The sequence below is a fragment of the Legionella fairfieldensis ATCC 49588 genome, from assembly GCF_000621525.1.
Classification (GTDB): Bacteria; Pseudomonadota; Gammaproteobacteria; order Legionellales; family Legionellaceae; genus Tatlockia; species Tatlockia fairfieldensis.
On the sequence record NZ_JHYC01000027.1, the window covers coordinates 1 to 14,331 of the forward strand.

Below are 14,331 nucleotides of genomic sequence, written 5' to 3' on the forward strand. Positions count from 1 at the left end.
TATCATCGAAGTCAATTGGTTCGAGAGGCGGCATTGGACAAAAATATTGAACTTCATTATTTGCCACCATACAGCCCAAATCTAAACTCAATAGAGCGCTTATGGAAGGTGATGAATGAAGAGATAAGAAATAACGTCTTTTTCTCTTCCGCCAAAATGTTTCGTGATGCCATCAATGGATTTTTTGATGATACTTTGCCAAAAATTGCGCAATCACTCCGAGGGCGCATTAATGATAATTTTCAGACGATAAAACCAGCACCTTCAAGTTGAATGGGTATAATTTTAGACTCTTTCCAGAATGGAATCAGAAAAATAGGGATACGCAGCATCAGTAAAAGGCAAATAGCAGATCCAAAGCCGGGATGCATTAACAAGAATAGTAGAAATATCAACACACCCTGATGGATTTGTGTTATTTTATGCACTCTTGGGTTTTCAGTAAAATCCAATATCAATGGGAATTTTACAACTTCTTTCACGTATTTCATTCGTTCAGATTAACAAAAGGGGAAGCATTTGTGCGCAACAGTCGTTTTTACTTTGCCAACCGCGAAAACGTTAGTCGCTATATTAATCGCTGGGATTTGTTACTACTCATCCTTATCTTTTCTATTCTTTTTTTTCTTGCGTGGGCTGGCAAGCAAATGGCAAGCCCCTATCAACTAGGGGAACCACTACCCATTTCCTTGGAACCCGCAAAATTGCCTTTTTATGCTTTACGTACAATTCTGCGCATGTTTATTGCCTTATTCTTATCTCTTTTGTTCACCTTTACAGTAGGTGCTTTTGCCGCCAAAAATCGCCGTGCCGAGCAAGTCATTATTCCCGCAATTGATATTTTACAATCAGTTCCCGTATTAAGTTTTTTATCAATTACCGTGACAGGTTTCATTCTTTTATTTCCTGGCAGCTTATTAGGCCCCGAATGTGCATCCATTTTTGCCATTTTTACCTCACAGGTCTGGAATATTACTTTTGGCTTTTATCAATCATTAAAAACCTTACCTCATGATTTAAAAGAAGCCGCGGCGATGTTTCAACTCTCTGCCTGGCAACGTTTTTGGAAAGTAGAAGTTCCTTTTTCCATGTCAGGTTTAATATGGAATATGATGATTTCCATGTCAGCCAGTTGGTTTTTTGTGGTTCTTTCCGAAGCGATTGCTGTAGCGCATCAGGATATTCGCTTGCCTGGCGTAGGATCTTATATTGCTCTGGCCATAGAAAAACGTGATTTACATGCCGTAGGATATGCTATTTTAACCATGATCATTGTTATTTTCCTTTATGATCAAATATTTTTTAGACCTCTCATTGCCTGGTCGGAAAAATTTAAGATGGAACCATCACCCGACGACGAAGAATATCAATCATGGCTTATTGATTTACTACGCAATAGTCGATTAATGAAACATGTTGGTCAAGGCATAAAAATAGTAAAAGACCATTTCGTGAACATTTATTGGCTGCGCAATCACACGATGAATGAAGTGAAAGAAACGGATTCCCATCGCCAGAAACATCTTGACTGGTTATGGAACGGACTTATTTTATTAACTGTTTTCACAGGTGGATGGCTACTCCTGAAATTTATTCTCGCCGAACTTAAAGTAAGTGAAATTCTGCATGTTTTACTACTTGGGGGAGCGACTGGATTGAGAGTAATTATTCTTATTCTTATTAGCTCTTTAATTTGGATCCCTATTGGCGTCTGGATTGGTTTAAGACCCCGTCTGGCGCAAAAGATTCAACCTATTATTCAGTTTTTTGCCGCTTTTCCTGCTAATTTATTTTACCCGCTGTTTGTTATTGCAATTGTTCGTTTCCATCTCAGTATTGAAATCTGGGTAACTCCACTTATGATTTTAGGTACTCAATGGTACATTTTATTTAATGTCATTGCTGGTGCCTCAACCATTCCCCGCGATTTATACCTGGCAGCCGATAATTTTGGTGTTAAAGGGTGGCAATGGTGGAAACGTTTGGCCTTACCTGGCATTTTCCCTTTTTATATTACAGGAGCCATTACAGCGGCAGGAGGCGCATGGAACGCCAGTATTGTTGCCGAATGGGTCAGTTGGGGAAACACCACACTACAAGCTACCGGTCTGGGTGAGTACATTCATGCTAATACGATAGCAGGTAATTTCCCTAAAATAGCACTGGGAACAGCGATGATGTGTGTGTATGTCCTGGTATTTAATCATCTAATCTGGCGTCCGCTCTATCGATTAGCGGAAGAGCGCTTTCATTTCAGTTAAGAGACAGCTATGTCAGAAACTATTATTACTATTGAAAATTGCCGTAAATCGTTTAAAAAAGCTTCTTCTTCTCAGGATCTGCTCGTGTTAGAAGATGTTAATTTTAAATTACGAGAAGGAGAAATCGTTGCTCTCCTTGGCAAATCCGGCTCAGGCAAGTCCACACTTTTGCGTATCATCGCAGGACTTGCACCGCCCTCGGCAGGAACAGTAACCTATCGTGGACAACCCGTTACAGGGCCAGTACCTGGCATTGCCATGGTGTTTCAATCCTTTGCTCTTATGCCTTGGTTAACTGTCCTTGAAAACGTCGAACTGGGCCTGGAGGCCCAGGGAGTCAACAGGGAAGAACGGCGGCGGCGGGCAATTGCCGCCATTGATACCATCGGCCTTGACGGTTTTGAATCAGCGTTTCCCAAAGAATTGTCAGGAGGGATGCGCCAACGCGTAGGTTTCGCTCGTGCTTTGGTTATCAATCCTGATGTTTTATTAATGGACGAACCTTTTTCCGCCCTGGACGTACTCACCGCTGAAAACCTGAAATCGGATCTGTTAGAGTTATGGCAAGAAAAGAAAACGAATACCAACGGCATTCTTCTAGTCACTCATAATATTGAAGAAGCAGCAACCCTTGCTGATCGGATCATCATTTTTGGTAGTGACCCCGGTTATATACGTGCCGAATTACAAGTCAACATCACACAACCGCGTGATCCTGAAACACCCGAGTTTCGTGCTTTAGTCGATAAAATATATACTTTAATGACTACCGGACCTAAAGAAAAAGCGAAAGGCGCACAGCGCGAACGTCAAATCAGTTTAGGATATCGCCTTCCTGATGTGGAACCTTCCGAATTATCAGGTCTGATTGAAACAATGAAGTCCTTTGAGGAGCGTATTGACCTGCCTGAATTAGCGGATGAATTAATGATGAATATTGATGATCTTTTCCCCATTCTGGAAACCTTGGAAATTTTAGGGTTTGCCCGAGTATCGGATGGTGATATTCAGTTAAGTGAATTAGGCAAACAATTTTCTGAAGCCGATTTACAGGAGCGTAAGCAACTGTTTGCCAGACGTTTGTTGGAAAAAGTCCCGTTGGCGCGCTATATTTGCCGTATTTTAGATGAAAAAATTGGCCATCGAGTTTCTGAAGAACGCTTTCTAACCAAACTTGAAGATTATTTAAGTGAAAAGGAAGCGGAACGTGTGTTACGTACAATGATTGATTGGGGACGCTATGCCGAGCTTTTTGCCTATGATTTTAATACAGGAGTTTTAAGCCTGGAAAATCCGGGTACCTCCGTTCAATAACGGTTGTTTAAAGGACGTAGAATTCAACTTATATTGGAATAAACAAACTTGGGCCGGATAACCAGGGTAAACGCATCTAAATTGAAGACATCTATCAGATGCGTTTACCTTGAGTCTAATTCCTTTTTCAATAAATTATTGTAAGCACGTTATCTACATTGACCCTCACTTTTAAAAAGGTAAAAACTCACTGTCTATTTTGGTTTCCATCTCTTTGTCATTTTCTGAACCAGGAAGGGTAAGCGCTGGAGCAGGATTTTTAAGTGCTTCGGTTAAACTGATAAATTTATAACCATTTTGCTTATACATTTGGATAATATCACTTAATAAATAACTGTTAAGCAAATTAGCGTGAAGTAAGAGGATCTGCTTAACTGGCTGGCCGTTAGCTCGATGTTCAGCCTTTAATGTCTGTTGCCAGATATAATCAAGATAACGTGCCTTCATGCGGGTTAACGCGTATTTTTCCCTCTCCCGATAGGGAACTTTGTATAGCTGCTCGTTAAAACGAAAATCTTTACTATCGACAGTAACAGGGGCAACGGTGTAATGATTTTCCTTAAGAAAATCAAGTACCTTGGGTTTGGTTATTCTATTACCTTCAGCAAGGTAAGGATAACGGAAATATTTAGGTTCTGTAAGCACGGGGCTAAGGACTTTATCAGCCCGGGCAATATCGGCGATATATTTATCCGCATTCATTCCATTCAAATTGGCATGGGAATAGGTGTGATTCCCAAGCATAAATCCTGCTTTGCGAAATTGCTCAAGAAAAGCCCACTGCCCTTTGGCTATTGCACCGGCAATGACAAAACCTGTCGCGGGTACGTCATTGTCACTAAGTGCCTGAACTATTTTAGCAAAACGTTCAGTTGCTCGCTGTTGATTACCTGCTGTATCCATTTTTGAAGCGACAAGAGGCAGGTCATCAATGGTAATGGCAATTTCACGCACCTGGGCAAAGCAATGAGATACAAACAACAAGATAAAGACTGTATATAATTTTCGCATCGATAATCCTTTATCGGCTGAGTTGTAATATGAGTGTAACAAGGGTTGCATCAGAGGAAAAGAAAAATTCTCCTCAGGCCGACTGTGTTGGCAGAGAAATTAATAAATTAACTCCATTTTTTCTCTGATTTTTATTAGAATTAGAATACAGAGAAAACTTCCCCCAGGCCGGACTGATTTTTAGCGTTTCCAATTTGGGTAAGTCATCATATTCTTTGCAAGGTTCAAGAGACGATGTTATTGTCATTTTCATTCCTTTCCTATTTCCTTGCAGTTTATTTTCAAGTGCAATCGATGTCGTGTTTTGTACCTCGAATTTCTTAATCGATTTGCCTGCTCGTTCCATAATTTCACCTTCCAGCAAGTAGCTTAAAAATGCACGCATTCCCTTTGCTGCACCACCAAAATAAAGATCATTATCTTTTTTATCACTTACTTTTTGCTCACTTTTATATTTTTTTTCTTCTATGTATTCACCAAACCGGCTAAGATAATTTTCTGGAAATCCTCCCGCATTATCGCTAATTTCCACTACGATTTTATTATCGTCTATAGATAAATTAATTGACATTTCTAATTTTTCTTTTTCGTAATCTATTGCTTGGTTTTTTGATAAATTATCAAGAAAGGCGTCAATTGTATTTTTTAATAATTCAGTAAATGAACTATTCAAACTACTAATAGCCATAGGAAGCATTTTATCGTCGTTGTCGAAAAACCGTTCGGTAAACTTTATTTTTTCATTGTCTCTATCCCATCGCAGGGCCAATTCTTTTTTTATCTCCAACCAAAGCATTTCGCCTTTTATATCCGTTAGTTCATCTAAAAATAAATTTTTTTGATGATCAAAAGTTTCTGTACAATCAGCGCATGAGTTATCACCTTTCATTAGATAGGATTGATAATATTCTAATACATCGATTTGCAAGATTACTGGTAAGTGACTACTTTTTAAAATAGTTATTTTAGCCATGACTTCTCTCATCAACAAAATTTGTTCTTTAATTTTACAATTTGATTATTAATAAATTATTAAGCCTACCGATAAAATAGATTTTTTTTTCACAAAAAAAATAGATAACGCATTGAATTTAAAGAAATTAATATAAAGTTTGGCCGGAAAAAATTATATAAACAGCATCTGCAGAAAATACTGGTAAAATTTGGTTTGACTCAGGTATTTACAGGGAGTTCAAAACGCCTTATTTCTAGTTTTACCCCCTTGTCCCGAACAAAAATCGATCTTGAATACAGTCTTGACAGAGGAATTGCTTCACTTTATTTCGTAATGATGGAAGAAAAAAACATTTGTCCAGCATTAGGGTTTTTACCATGTGCAGTAATTGCGAGAACCTCTCCTTTTATCTTAAACAAATACACTGATTTCCTCTTAAGATAGGAAATATTATAGCGTAGAGACACCTGTTTTTTGGGCTACTAAAATTTTGTCTGCCCGTCGTTTGGCAAACAAACCATTTTCAACTACTCCCGGAATAAGCTTGATAGTTTCTTCCAGAATAGTTGCTTCAGAAAGATCCAAATTATAAACATCAAGAATAATATTGCCATTATCTGTAATAAAACCATCTCTGTACTCAGGATCACCGCCCAGCTTAACAATCTCACGTGCAACAAAACTTCGCGCCAGTGGAATAACTTCAATAGCAAGAGGGAAAGAACCTAAGTCGTTGACTACTTTGGATTCATCAACAATGCAAATAAACTGATGAGCTACGGTAGCAATAATTTTCTCCCGTGTCAGAGCACCACCACCTCCTTTGATCATTTCACGGTGTTGATTAACCTCATCAGCACCATCAATGTAAAGAGGTAAATCACTTACTGCATTTAAATCAATAATGGGGATTCCTGCTGCACGCAACCGTACTTCAGTCGCTTTTGAACTCGCCACACAAGCATCAATACGATGTTTGATGGTTGCTAACTCATCAATAAAATAATTAACGGTTGAACCTGTACCGACGCCAACTACCATATCATCATCGATAAAAGCAAGAGCAGCCTTTGCCGCATGTGCCTTCAGTATACTCATTAGCTAAACTCAATCAGAAAAAATTAATTTTAACGTTATCAATCGGTTTTCAGCAAATGTTATGAAAATCTACTCATAGATAAGGCGACGTAAAGCACGACATTTACGCCACCTGTTTCATTAATTACCAGTATTTACTGTGGGAGCCGATATAGTTGCGGGCGATGGCTGATTTATGATGGGTGCAGCAGGAATTACCACCGTGTTATTTGATCGAGTGGACGCAGAAGAACTTCCTGTCGCACTGGGTGCCATACTAGGCGCAGCAGGCCCTGCACTTGGCACTTTAGTCGTTGAACGATGATGCACAACAGGCGCGTCAGCAGGAACCACCGTTGTAGTTGGTTTACGGACTGGATTACGATGAACGGGAGTATTGCCAGTAGCTGATGGAGCAGGAGATTTATAAGTTCGGCCATCATGATGACGGGCAGGCGCTTCCATACGACCATACGTATCCTGGCTATAAGAAGGCTCACCAAAAAAATTCCCCAACGCCTGGCAGCCCGTTAAGAAGAAAGGAGATAAAAAAAGAGCAACAGAGGTAACATTAAAGAAAATATTTTTTTTCATCGTGTCGTCCTTGATAGTTAATTAATTAGCTTTTTCATTCTAACTGCTGAAAAGTCACTTGTAAAATCAATTAAACCACGTATTAGCGAAGATTCACTCGATAGTCTTTATAATTCTGATTAATTAGAATAATTCTGATTTACGAATTGACGAGCGACCAGTATTTCATCGTATACTGACGTAAACTCCTCTTATAATAAATTTTTATGATCTATCAAACTATTCTTGATACCATAGGCCGCACACCCGTAGTAAAAATTAATCGCATCAGTAAAAATCTATCCTGCGAACTGTATGCCAAGTGTGAATTTTTTAACCCTGGCGGCTCAGTAAAAGATCGTATTGGTTATGAAATGGTAAAAAATGCGGAACGCGATGGGCTTATTAAACCAGGAGACACCTTAATTGAGCCTACGTCAGGCAATACCGGAATTGGTATCGCTCTGGCTGGTGCCGTGATGGGTTATAAGGTTATCATTACCATGCCTCATAAAATGAGTCAGGAGAAACAGGTCATTCTGGAGCGATTAGGGGCAACCATTTATCGTACCCGGACTGAAGCAGCGTGGGATGATCCTGACAGCCATATTTCTCTGGCCAAAGAATTACATAGAAAACTGCCTGATTCTCATATTCTTGATCAATACGCAAACCCTCATAATCCCAACGCTCATTATCTCGGCACAGCACAGGAAATTATTGAAGACTTTGGAAAAGATTTACATATGGTTGTAGCCAGTGTGGGTACAGGAGGAACCATTACCGGTCTTGCCAAACGCTTAAAAGAATACAATCCGGCTATTGAAATTGTAGGTGTTGATCCCGAAGGTTCCATATTGGGTGGCGGTGATGAAATCAAACCTTACCATGTAGAAGGAATAGGATATGATTTCTTTCCCGAAGTACTTAACAATAATTTGGTTGATCGATATATCAAGACAAATGATGCAAACTCCTTTGATATGGCTCGACGTTTGATTCGTGAAGAAGGTTTGTTAGTGGGCGGTTCCTCTGGCGCAGCGGTGTGGGGCGCTTTGCAAGCGGCATCTTCCTTAGCAAAAGGACAAAAATGCCTCGTGATTTTGCCTGACTCCATTCGTAATTACATGTCCAAATATGCGAATGACGAATGGATGAAAGAGCAAGGATTTTTATAGAGAGCCGATTTCTCCTTAAGGAGAGCCTAAGGTGAGTTTTTCTTCTCTTTCGTAAACCCAGGCAGGATCTAACTGGCCAATACACAATTCGCATGCTGCGGCATAGATAAGATCCTCAGAATTCCCGGCTGGTAACGTGACAGGATGAACTCCCTTTGCCAGCATTTGGACCGCTTCAAAAAAAGATTGATATCCATACTCAAGACCTGCGTATTTCATTCGTTTTTGTAAGTCAGCCCTGTCAGCCAATCCTCGGATACGAATAGCAAGTAAATCTTCATGACTTAACTCTTTAAGCTCAATCATTTTGCTTAACCGCCTCACATGCTTTACTAATTCGTCATATAAGCGAATGGCCAGTAATTTTATTCCATCCTCAGCATCAATATCTACAGGGATTTTCTCCTCCTTTGCATCGATATCCATAGACTCTGTTTCATTCTGCGAGTCAACATCCATGGGTTCGATTACATACTGTGCATCAATGTCCATGGGTTCTGCTTCATTCTTTGGATAAAGCTCTACTTTTTCGCCGTGATTTAACCCTTTAAAAAACTCGCTGTTATCCACCAGTGGAATATAATAATTATGATCAGCTATTAATTGAATAATGACCGGCCTACCTACTGGTTTTGCGGCTCCTCCATTAAAAATGAGTGATTTAAACAGCGACTTATTAGATTCTACCGCCTGAACGATGATGGGGATCTGTAATGCATTCGCCAAAGGGATCATAGCAAACTCATTAAGCCAGGCATCCTGCAAACGCATTGCCTTGAGCGATAGATGTCTATTACTCATAAGAACATTGCAATAATAAAGAGGATGGGCACGTAATTCATCAACGGTCACTTGTCGCAAAACAAAAGCTAATTCATTAACAAATGTTGCTCGCCCGGTGGCTTTAATACGAAAGGTAAAATAATCAGCGGGAGTCAAATAACGTTCTGTCATTAACTCTATCGTAAAATACTTATAATAGTGGTCCAGTAATTTTCTTGCCAGCTGTTGATTAAAAGCAGGGTGAAAGACAATATGACTAACCATTGCAGCAGCCACTGATCTAAATCCACAATCCTTTTCACCACCGACATCAATAAAAGCAAGATCTGTTGTTTTCCCGCTAAAAAACCCCGATGGATTTGCGCCCATGGTGTTCTCCCCGCTCTTCTTAATCTCTAAATTTATTTTAAATCATCCTGATTAAGTAAGTATTAACAGAATTTCAGTATAGTGTATAAATTAAAACTTATCAGAAATAATTATAAACAATTTGCGCGAATAAACCCGTTTATTTTGTCGGTAAAATCATTGTCCCACAAATTATTATGGCCTTTAGTTTCCATAACCAACAATTTTTTCGGTTCATTAGCCTGATTAAAGAGGGTCAACCCCTGGGTAAAAGGCACAATTTTATCCTGTTTACCATGGACAATAAGCACGGGTACTTTAATAGCAGCCATACGGTTTAAAGAATCAAATTTATCGCGTGGTTGTATAAGTAACCAAGGATAATGATATCGTGCCAAAGCAGCCAGAGACGTGTAAGGAGATTGAAGTATCAAAGCACAAGCGGGTGCCTCTATAGCCAACTGCGTAGCAACCCCGGTACCAAGTGACTCCCCATACAGAACCAGCTTTTTAGCAGGCACCCCCTGCTGATATAAAAATTGCAGCCCGGTCCGTCCATCGGTATATAAACCCTGTTCCGAAGGACTGCCTTTATTACCGCCATAGCCTCGATAATCGAAAATAAGCACCCCAAATCCCACAGTTAAAAATTGACGAATTAAAGTCATACGATGCCCCATATGTCCTGCATTGCCATGCAAATACAATAATGTGGGTTGATTGGGAGCCGCTGGCTTATACCAGGCGTTTAAAGATAGACCATCGGGAGTGTGGAGAGTAACTTGCTGCATATCTTCAGCATGAAAAGTTTGCTGGTCAGGTCTTTCTTTTGCCGGGAAATAAATTAAATGCCTTTGCAGCAAAAAAATTAAACTACTCACAACAAGTAACACTAAAAAGCTAACGATAAAAAGCTGTTTAATCATAGTAGTATCCCAAAAGGAGTTGGAGGCGCCAACCTGAAGCAAACACAGTTTGCCAGTTGTCTTTGCCAATTGCGAGCAATAACAGGGATTCTCACATTTCAAAGGCGATAATCATGTTTTTTTTATTTCCAGGATGTCTGGAAATAATGAATACTTTGCTTTAATTACAAATTTTAATTGCAGTATAGGTAAAAAAAGCGATAGCATGAAAAACTAAAAATTTATCACTAACAAAATTCTATTGTAACAAGAGACAGTTCAGTAATTAGACTTAGGAGAAAGGCATGGAACGCGATCAAGATCTAATGAAACTAAAAGAATTATTGCGTCATACGGGCGAATTTATTGCCTATTTTGAACTCGCTGAAAGTAAAATGATGGAATGGCGTCATGACATCGAACAACAGGCGCAGGCTCATCAACATAAAGCACAACAGCAGCTTCAAAGTTTACATAATGAACTGGACGCCTTACAGGAAGTATTGACTCAGGCAGGTTTGGCACGTTTCCGGCTAGCTGCCGAAAAAGCATTGCAGCAAGGAGAAGAACATCTGGAATTGCTCCACCGAACAAGTCAACAATTAATTACAGACATTGAGAACAAGCATCAGACACTTTCAGAACTGATGGAAAAAAATTTACTGCAAGTAGAGCAACATACGCTCCGCGCCATAGAATGCATTGACGCCCAATTAATGCAATATGATGTTCAACATTTTCGCAGAGTTGCAAGTGACAGCTGCGAGCAGGTCGAGCGAACTGCTACAAATGCTATCGTTAAAAGTGAACGCTTTTTACGCACGTTTCAATGGCGAGCCATGATCATAGCCATTTTTACCACCATTATTACTGCTTTTGCTATTGGTTTATATATTAATAATGAATTCCCCTGGGAAATTCATCAACATGCCATGAATGAGCGTGAAGCAGGCAAAGCATTAATCCATGCCTGGCCTGCACTATCTCAGGAAGAAAAAGCTAAAATTTTAAATAATCATAGTCACCAGAAGGCCTGATATGTGGCTAACACTCGCTATTACCAGCGTTTTGAGCCTGGTTTGCCTCCTTTTTTTACGATCAGGCTGGCAACAGCATGCCGCAATTAGAACATGGCGAAAAGCTTTTGCAATCAATAAGCATCTTTTGGTTTATCAACAACTTTATGCTGATGTAGACGGGTTTGCATTATCGAAGGCAGCAAGAACAAATCAGGATGCTTTGGAATATGTGTATGGAGAAATTGATTTTGAATCTTTCGTAGCTTTGTTAGGGCTGTGTAAACCCGATATCTCGACAGTGTTTTATGATCTGGGTAGCGGTACAGGCAAAGCGGTATTAGCTTGCGCTATGGTCTTTAATGTACAAAAATGCTGTGGCGTGGAACTCTTTGCTTCTCTTCATCAAAGCGCCCTAAAGCAACAGCAGCGTTTAAGCCATATACCAGCTTATCGTGACAAAGCAGCCCGTATTGAATTTAAACAGGCTAATTTTTTTGACACTCAATTTACGGATGCATCACTGATTTTTGTTAATGCTACTGCTTTTTTAGGTGAGACCTGGCTTGCTCTTAGCAAACATATTGAACAAGTTAAACCCGGCGCTGTGGTAATTAGCACCACAAAAAGCTTACGCTCCAATCTATTTACTTTGCTCACAAGAACTCAGGTCGCTATGAGCTGGGGAATTGTTGAAGCATTTATTCAAAAGCGTCTGGGCTGGGGAGATTGAAAAAATTATAGTAGAGGATAAAATAGAGTTACAGTTATTTGATAACATTGAATATTTTTTTTCTCTGACTATACTGAAATTAAACAAGGTCTATTGGCCTTTGTTTATGATCGTTTTGACATTTGCTAACTTTGTCAACACGCTCTGGTTAAGCTGAGAAGATGATTAATAATAAAGAAGATAGAAAATCAGAATTTCAGCAATAATGGAATAATAATTAATAGGCCTGTTATGAGGTCAGCACCTCAGGTGTCTTGGTGTGACGTCCCTGAAACGCGGCTAACAGAGGTAGGTATGATTAAATCCGAACTCATTGCGAAACTTGCTGCAAAAATGACTCATCTTCCAGAAAAGCAGGTTGCTGACTGCGTGAATCATATTCTGGAATTAATGGCTAAATCTCTCGTTGAAAATCAACGGATAGAAATTCGTGGATTTGGCAGTTTTTCCTTACATTATCGGCCACCCCGCAATGCACACAATCCCAAAACAGGAGAGAAAGTAGTGACGGAAGCCAAATATAGCCCTCACTTTAAGCCAGGTAAGGAGCTGCGAGAACGGGTCGATGCTTCTCGAGCAAAAATACCTTTAAGAAATGAAGATTAAGACTTAGCTACTCAGACCTACTTTACTTCCAGCAAGGCATCTTCTGCCTTACGTCCGAGGCAAAGTCACGCCCGTTTGCCCTTGATATTTTCCGTTTCTATCACGGTAGGATACAGCACACACTTCGTCTGATTCTAAAAATAACATTTGGGCGACGCCTTCATGCGCATAAATTTTAGCTGGAAGTGGTGTTGTATTGGAAAACTCCAGAGTAACATGGCCTTCCCATTCCGGTTCCAAAGGCGTCACATTCACAATAATTCCGCATCTCGCATACGTAGACTTCCCTAAACAAATAGTAAGCACATTACGAGGGATACGAAAATACTCAACTGTCCGCGCCAACGCAAAAGAATTAGGCGGAATAATGCAGACATCTGATTTTAAATCGACAAAACTATTCGCATCGAAGGCTTTGGGATCAACGATTGCCGAATTAATATTAGTGAAAATTTTAAACTCATCCGCGCAGCGCACATCATAACCATAGCTGGACACACCATAGGAAATAATACGTCCACCCTCTGTTTCACGGACCTGTCTTCTATGAAAAGGATAAATCATGTCATGATCCATCGCCATTTTCTCTATCCATTGATCAGATTTTATCGCCATAACGACCCTCATGCGTTTACATTATCAAAAAAATATTCTTCTATCACAAAGTAAGTGTCAGAGGAAGAAAAGAATGAAAAATCTTACTTTTTCACCAGACCTCCAGAAAAGTACAAGAAGACACGAGCAAGAGCCAGATTATACATAATTCGAGCACCGTATCGACGAAGTAAATTCCCTCTGGGGTATCGTGTCGAAGTTCTGCTATTTCTCTGCGATTTTACGCAATAACTCACCTAATTCAAGGGGCATTGGGAAGACAATCGTTGTAGGATTACTACTCGACAAAGCGCTCAATGTCTGTAAATAACGTAGTTGCATCGATTGTGGTTGCTGGGCCAGAACCTGCGCTGCCTGTGACAATTTTTCTGAAGCCTGCAACTCTCCTTCAGCGTGGATGACTTTCGCTCGTCTGTCACGTTCTGCCTCCGCTTGCTTCGCTATTGCACGTACCATACTTTCATCCAGATCAACTCGCTTTATTTCTACATTAGACACTTTAATTCCCCAACCATCTGTTTGAGCATCCAATATTTTTTGTACGTCAGAATTTAATCTGTCCCGCTCCGCCAGCATCTCATCAAGCTCGTGTTGCCCTAATACCGAACGGAGGGTCGTTTGAGCTAATTGACTTGTTGCTTCAAGGTAGTTTTCGACTTGTATAATGGCTTTTTGCGCATCGACCACGCGAAAATAGAGTACGGCATTAACACGCACCGAAACATTGTCGCGCGAAATAACATCCTGACTAGGCACATCCATCACAACCGTGCGTAAATCCACGCGAACCATCTGTTGTACAACGGGAATAATAATTACCAACCCTGGGCCTTTAACACGCCAAAAACGCCCCAACATGAAAACCACGCCACGCTCATATTCTCGCAACACTCGAAAGGTCGACATCAGTAAAAAAACACTAATGGTCAGTATAAATCCCAAAGTCACCATAATTT

At 40.1% G+C, this 14,331-nt stretch carries 15 protein-coding genes; 7 read left to right on the plus strand and 8 right to left on the minus strand.

What is annotated here, in order from left to right; genetic code table 11:
• The 3 genes from T345_RS0108245 to T345_RS0108255 form a co-directional block, all read left to right on the plus strand.
• A partial coding sequence (locus T345_RS0108245) for a transposase (protein ID WP_028388934.1) occupies positions 1 to 273 on the plus strand: 273 nt, incomplete at its 5' end.
• A gap of 248 nt (positions 274 to 521) precedes the next feature.
• Entirely contained in the window at positions 522 to 2,261 is a 1,740-nt protein-coding gene (locus tag T345_RS0108250) for an ABC transporter permease (protein ID WP_028388935.1), read from the plus strand.
• 9 nt (positions 2,262 to 2,270) lie between these two features.
• Complete coding sequence (locus T345_RS0108255) at positions 2,271 to 3,575, plus strand: ABC transporter ATP-binding protein (protein ID WP_028388936.1); 1,305 nt, start codon at positions 2,271 to 2,273, stop codon at positions 3,573 to 3,575.
• 171 nt (positions 3,576 to 3,746) lie between these two features.
• Here the strand turns inward: T345_RS0108255 and T345_RS0108260 are convergent, their stop codons facing one another.
• The 4 genes from T345_RS0108260 to T345_RS0108275 all read right to left on the minus strand — a co-directional run bounded on the left by T345_RS0108260 (position 3,747) and on the right by T345_RS0108275 (position 7,212).
• The gene (locus tag T345_RS0108260; RefSeq protein ID WP_028388937.1) at positions 3,747 to 4,586 is read right to left on the minus strand and encodes a polysaccharide deacetylase family protein; all 840 of its coding nucleotides are present in this window, start codon (positions 4,584 to 4,586) and stop codon (positions 3,747 to 3,749) included.
• Between the two features lie 73 nt (positions 4,587 to 4,659).
• A complete protein-coding gene (locus T345_RS0108265) occupies positions 4,660 to 5,559 on the minus strand; it encodes an ATP-binding protein (RefSeq protein WP_028388938.1) in 900 nt (299 codons plus the stop codon).
• Positions 5,560 to 5,991: 432 nt separating this feature from the next.
• On the minus strand, positions 5,992 to 6,639 hold the full coding sequence (rpiA, locus tag T345_RS0108270) for a ribose-5-phosphate isomerase RpiA (protein ID WP_028388939.1): 648 nt from the start codon (positions 6,637 to 6,639) through the stop codon (positions 5,992 to 5,994).
• 120 nt (positions 6,640 to 6,759) lie between these two features.
• The gene (locus T345_RS0108275; RefSeq protein ID WP_028388940.1) at positions 6,760 to 7,212 is read right to left on the minus strand and encodes a hypothetical protein; all 453 of its coding nucleotides are present in this window, start codon (positions 7,210 to 7,212) and stop codon (positions 6,760 to 6,762) included.
• A 206-nt stretch (positions 7,213 to 7,418) separates the two neighbouring features.
• On the opposite strand from T345_RS0108275, the gene T345_RS0108280 reads away from it, so the two are divergent.
• Positions 7,419 to 8,369, plus strand: coding sequence for a pyridoxal-phosphate dependent enzyme (locus T345_RS0108280; protein ID WP_028388941.1), 951 nt, complete (start codon positions 7,419 to 7,421; stop codon positions 8,367 to 8,369).
• 15 nt (positions 8,370 to 8,384) lie between these two features.
• On the opposite strand, the gene T345_RS0108285 is transcribed toward T345_RS0108280, so the two are convergent.
• Positions 8,385 to 9,521: an OTU domain-containing protein gene (locus T345_RS0108285; protein ID WP_028388942.1), complete on the minus strand. Its 1,137-nt coding sequence runs from the start codon at positions 9,519 to 9,521 to the stop codon at positions 8,385 to 8,387.
• 110 nt (positions 9,522 to 9,631) lie between these two features.
• The gene (locus tag T345_RS0108290; protein WP_028388943.1) at positions 9,632 to 10,426 is read right to left on the minus strand and encodes an alpha/beta hydrolase; all 795 of its coding nucleotides are present in this window, start codon (positions 10,424 to 10,426) and stop codon (positions 9,632 to 9,634) included.
• Positions 10,427 to 10,710: 284 nt separating this feature from the next.
• Between T345_RS0108290 and T345_RS0108295 the strand changes: the two genes are divergently transcribed.
• The 3 genes from T345_RS0108295 to T345_RS0108305 all read left to right on the plus strand — a co-directional run bounded on the left by T345_RS0108295 (position 10,711) and on the right by T345_RS0108305 (position 12,760).
• On the plus strand, positions 10,711 to 11,442 hold the full coding sequence (locus T345_RS0108295; protein WP_028388944.1) for a hypothetical protein: 732 nt from the start codon (positions 10,711 to 10,713) through the stop codon (positions 11,440 to 11,442).
• Position 11,443: 1 nt separating this feature from the next.
• Positions 11,444 to 12,154, plus strand: coding sequence for a class I SAM-dependent methyltransferase (locus T345_RS0108300; protein ID WP_028388945.1), 711 nt, complete (start codon positions 11,444 to 11,446; stop codon positions 12,152 to 12,154).
• A gap of 294 nt (positions 12,155 to 12,448) precedes the next feature.
• Positions 12,449 to 12,760, plus strand: coding sequence for an integration host factor subunit beta (locus T345_RS0108305; RefSeq protein WP_028388946.1), 312 nt, complete (start codon positions 12,449 to 12,451; stop codon positions 12,758 to 12,760).
• A 48-nt stretch (positions 12,761 to 12,808) separates the two neighbouring features.
• On the opposite strand, the gene dcd is transcribed toward T345_RS0108305, so the two are convergent.
• Together dcd and T345_RS0108315 are read right to left on the minus strand one after the other, a co-directional pair.
• Positions 12,809 to 13,375 (minus strand): dCTP deaminase, encoded by a 567-nt coding sequence (gene dcd, locus T345_RS0108310; protein ID WP_028388947.1) that lies wholly within the window; start codon positions 13,373 to 13,375, stop codon positions 12,809 to 12,811.
• A 204-nt stretch (positions 13,376 to 13,579) separates the two neighbouring features.
• The gene (locus tag T345_RS0108315; protein ID WP_028388948.1) at positions 13,580 to 14,326 is read right to left on the minus strand and encodes a slipin family protein; all 747 of its coding nucleotides are present in this window, start codon (positions 14,324 to 14,326) and stop codon (positions 13,580 to 13,582) included.
• Positions 14,327 to 14,331 lie beyond the last annotated feature (5 nt).

What these genes read in the sequence shown, in the direction of transcription:
- T345_RS0108255 (WP_028388936.1), top strand. Translation starts at nt 2,271, where the DNA reads ATGTCAGAAACTATTATTACTATTGAAAATTGCCGTAAATCGTTTAAA.
- T345_RS0108260 (WP_028388937.1), bottom strand. Translation starts at nt 4,586, where the DNA reads ATGCGAAAATTATATACAGTCTTTATCTTGTTGTTTGTATCTCATTGC.
- T345_RS0108265 (WP_028388938.1), bottom strand. Translation starts at nt 5,559, where the DNA reads ATGGCTAAAATAACTATTTTAAAAAGTAGTCACTTACCAGTAATCTTG.
- rpiA (WP_028388939.1), bottom strand. Translation starts at nt 6,639, where the DNA reads ATGAGTATACTGAAGGCACATGCGGCAAAGGCTGCTCTTGCTTTTATC.
- T345_RS0108275 (WP_028388940.1), bottom strand. Translation starts at nt 7,212, where the DNA reads ATGAAAAAAAATATTTTCTTTAATGTTACCTCTGTTGCTCTTTTTTTA.
- T345_RS0108280 (WP_028388941.1), top strand. Translation starts at nt 7,419, where the DNA reads ATGATCTATCAAACTATTCTTGATACCATAGGCCGCACACCCGTAGTA.
- T345_RS0108285 (WP_028388942.1), bottom strand. Translation starts at nt 9,521, where the DNA reads ATGGGCGCAAATCCATCGGGGTTTTTTAGCGGGAAAACAACAGATCTT.
- T345_RS0108290 (WP_028388943.1), bottom strand. Translation starts at nt 10,426, where the DNA reads ATGATTAAACAGCTTTTTATCGTTAGCTTTTTAGTGTTACTTGTTGTG.
- T345_RS0108295 (WP_028388944.1), top strand. Translation starts at nt 10,711, where the DNA reads ATGGAACGCGATCAAGATCTAATGAAACTAAAAGAATTATTGCGTCAT.
- T345_RS0108300 (WP_028388945.1), top strand. Translation starts at nt 11,444, where the DNA reads ATGTGGCTAACACTCGCTATTACCAGCGTTTTGAGCCTGGTTTGCCTC.
- T345_RS0108305 (WP_028388946.1), top strand. Translation starts at nt 12,449, where the DNA reads ATGATTAAATCCGAACTCATTGCGAAACTTGCTGCAAAAATGACTCAT.
- dcd (WP_028388947.1), bottom strand. Translation starts at nt 13,375, where the DNA reads ATGGCGATAAAATCTGATCAATGGATAGAGAAAATGGCGATGGATCAT.
- T345_RS0108315 (WP_028388948.1), bottom strand. Translation starts at nt 14,326, where the DNA reads ATGGTGACTTTGGGATTTATACTGACCATTAGTGTTTTTTTACTGATG.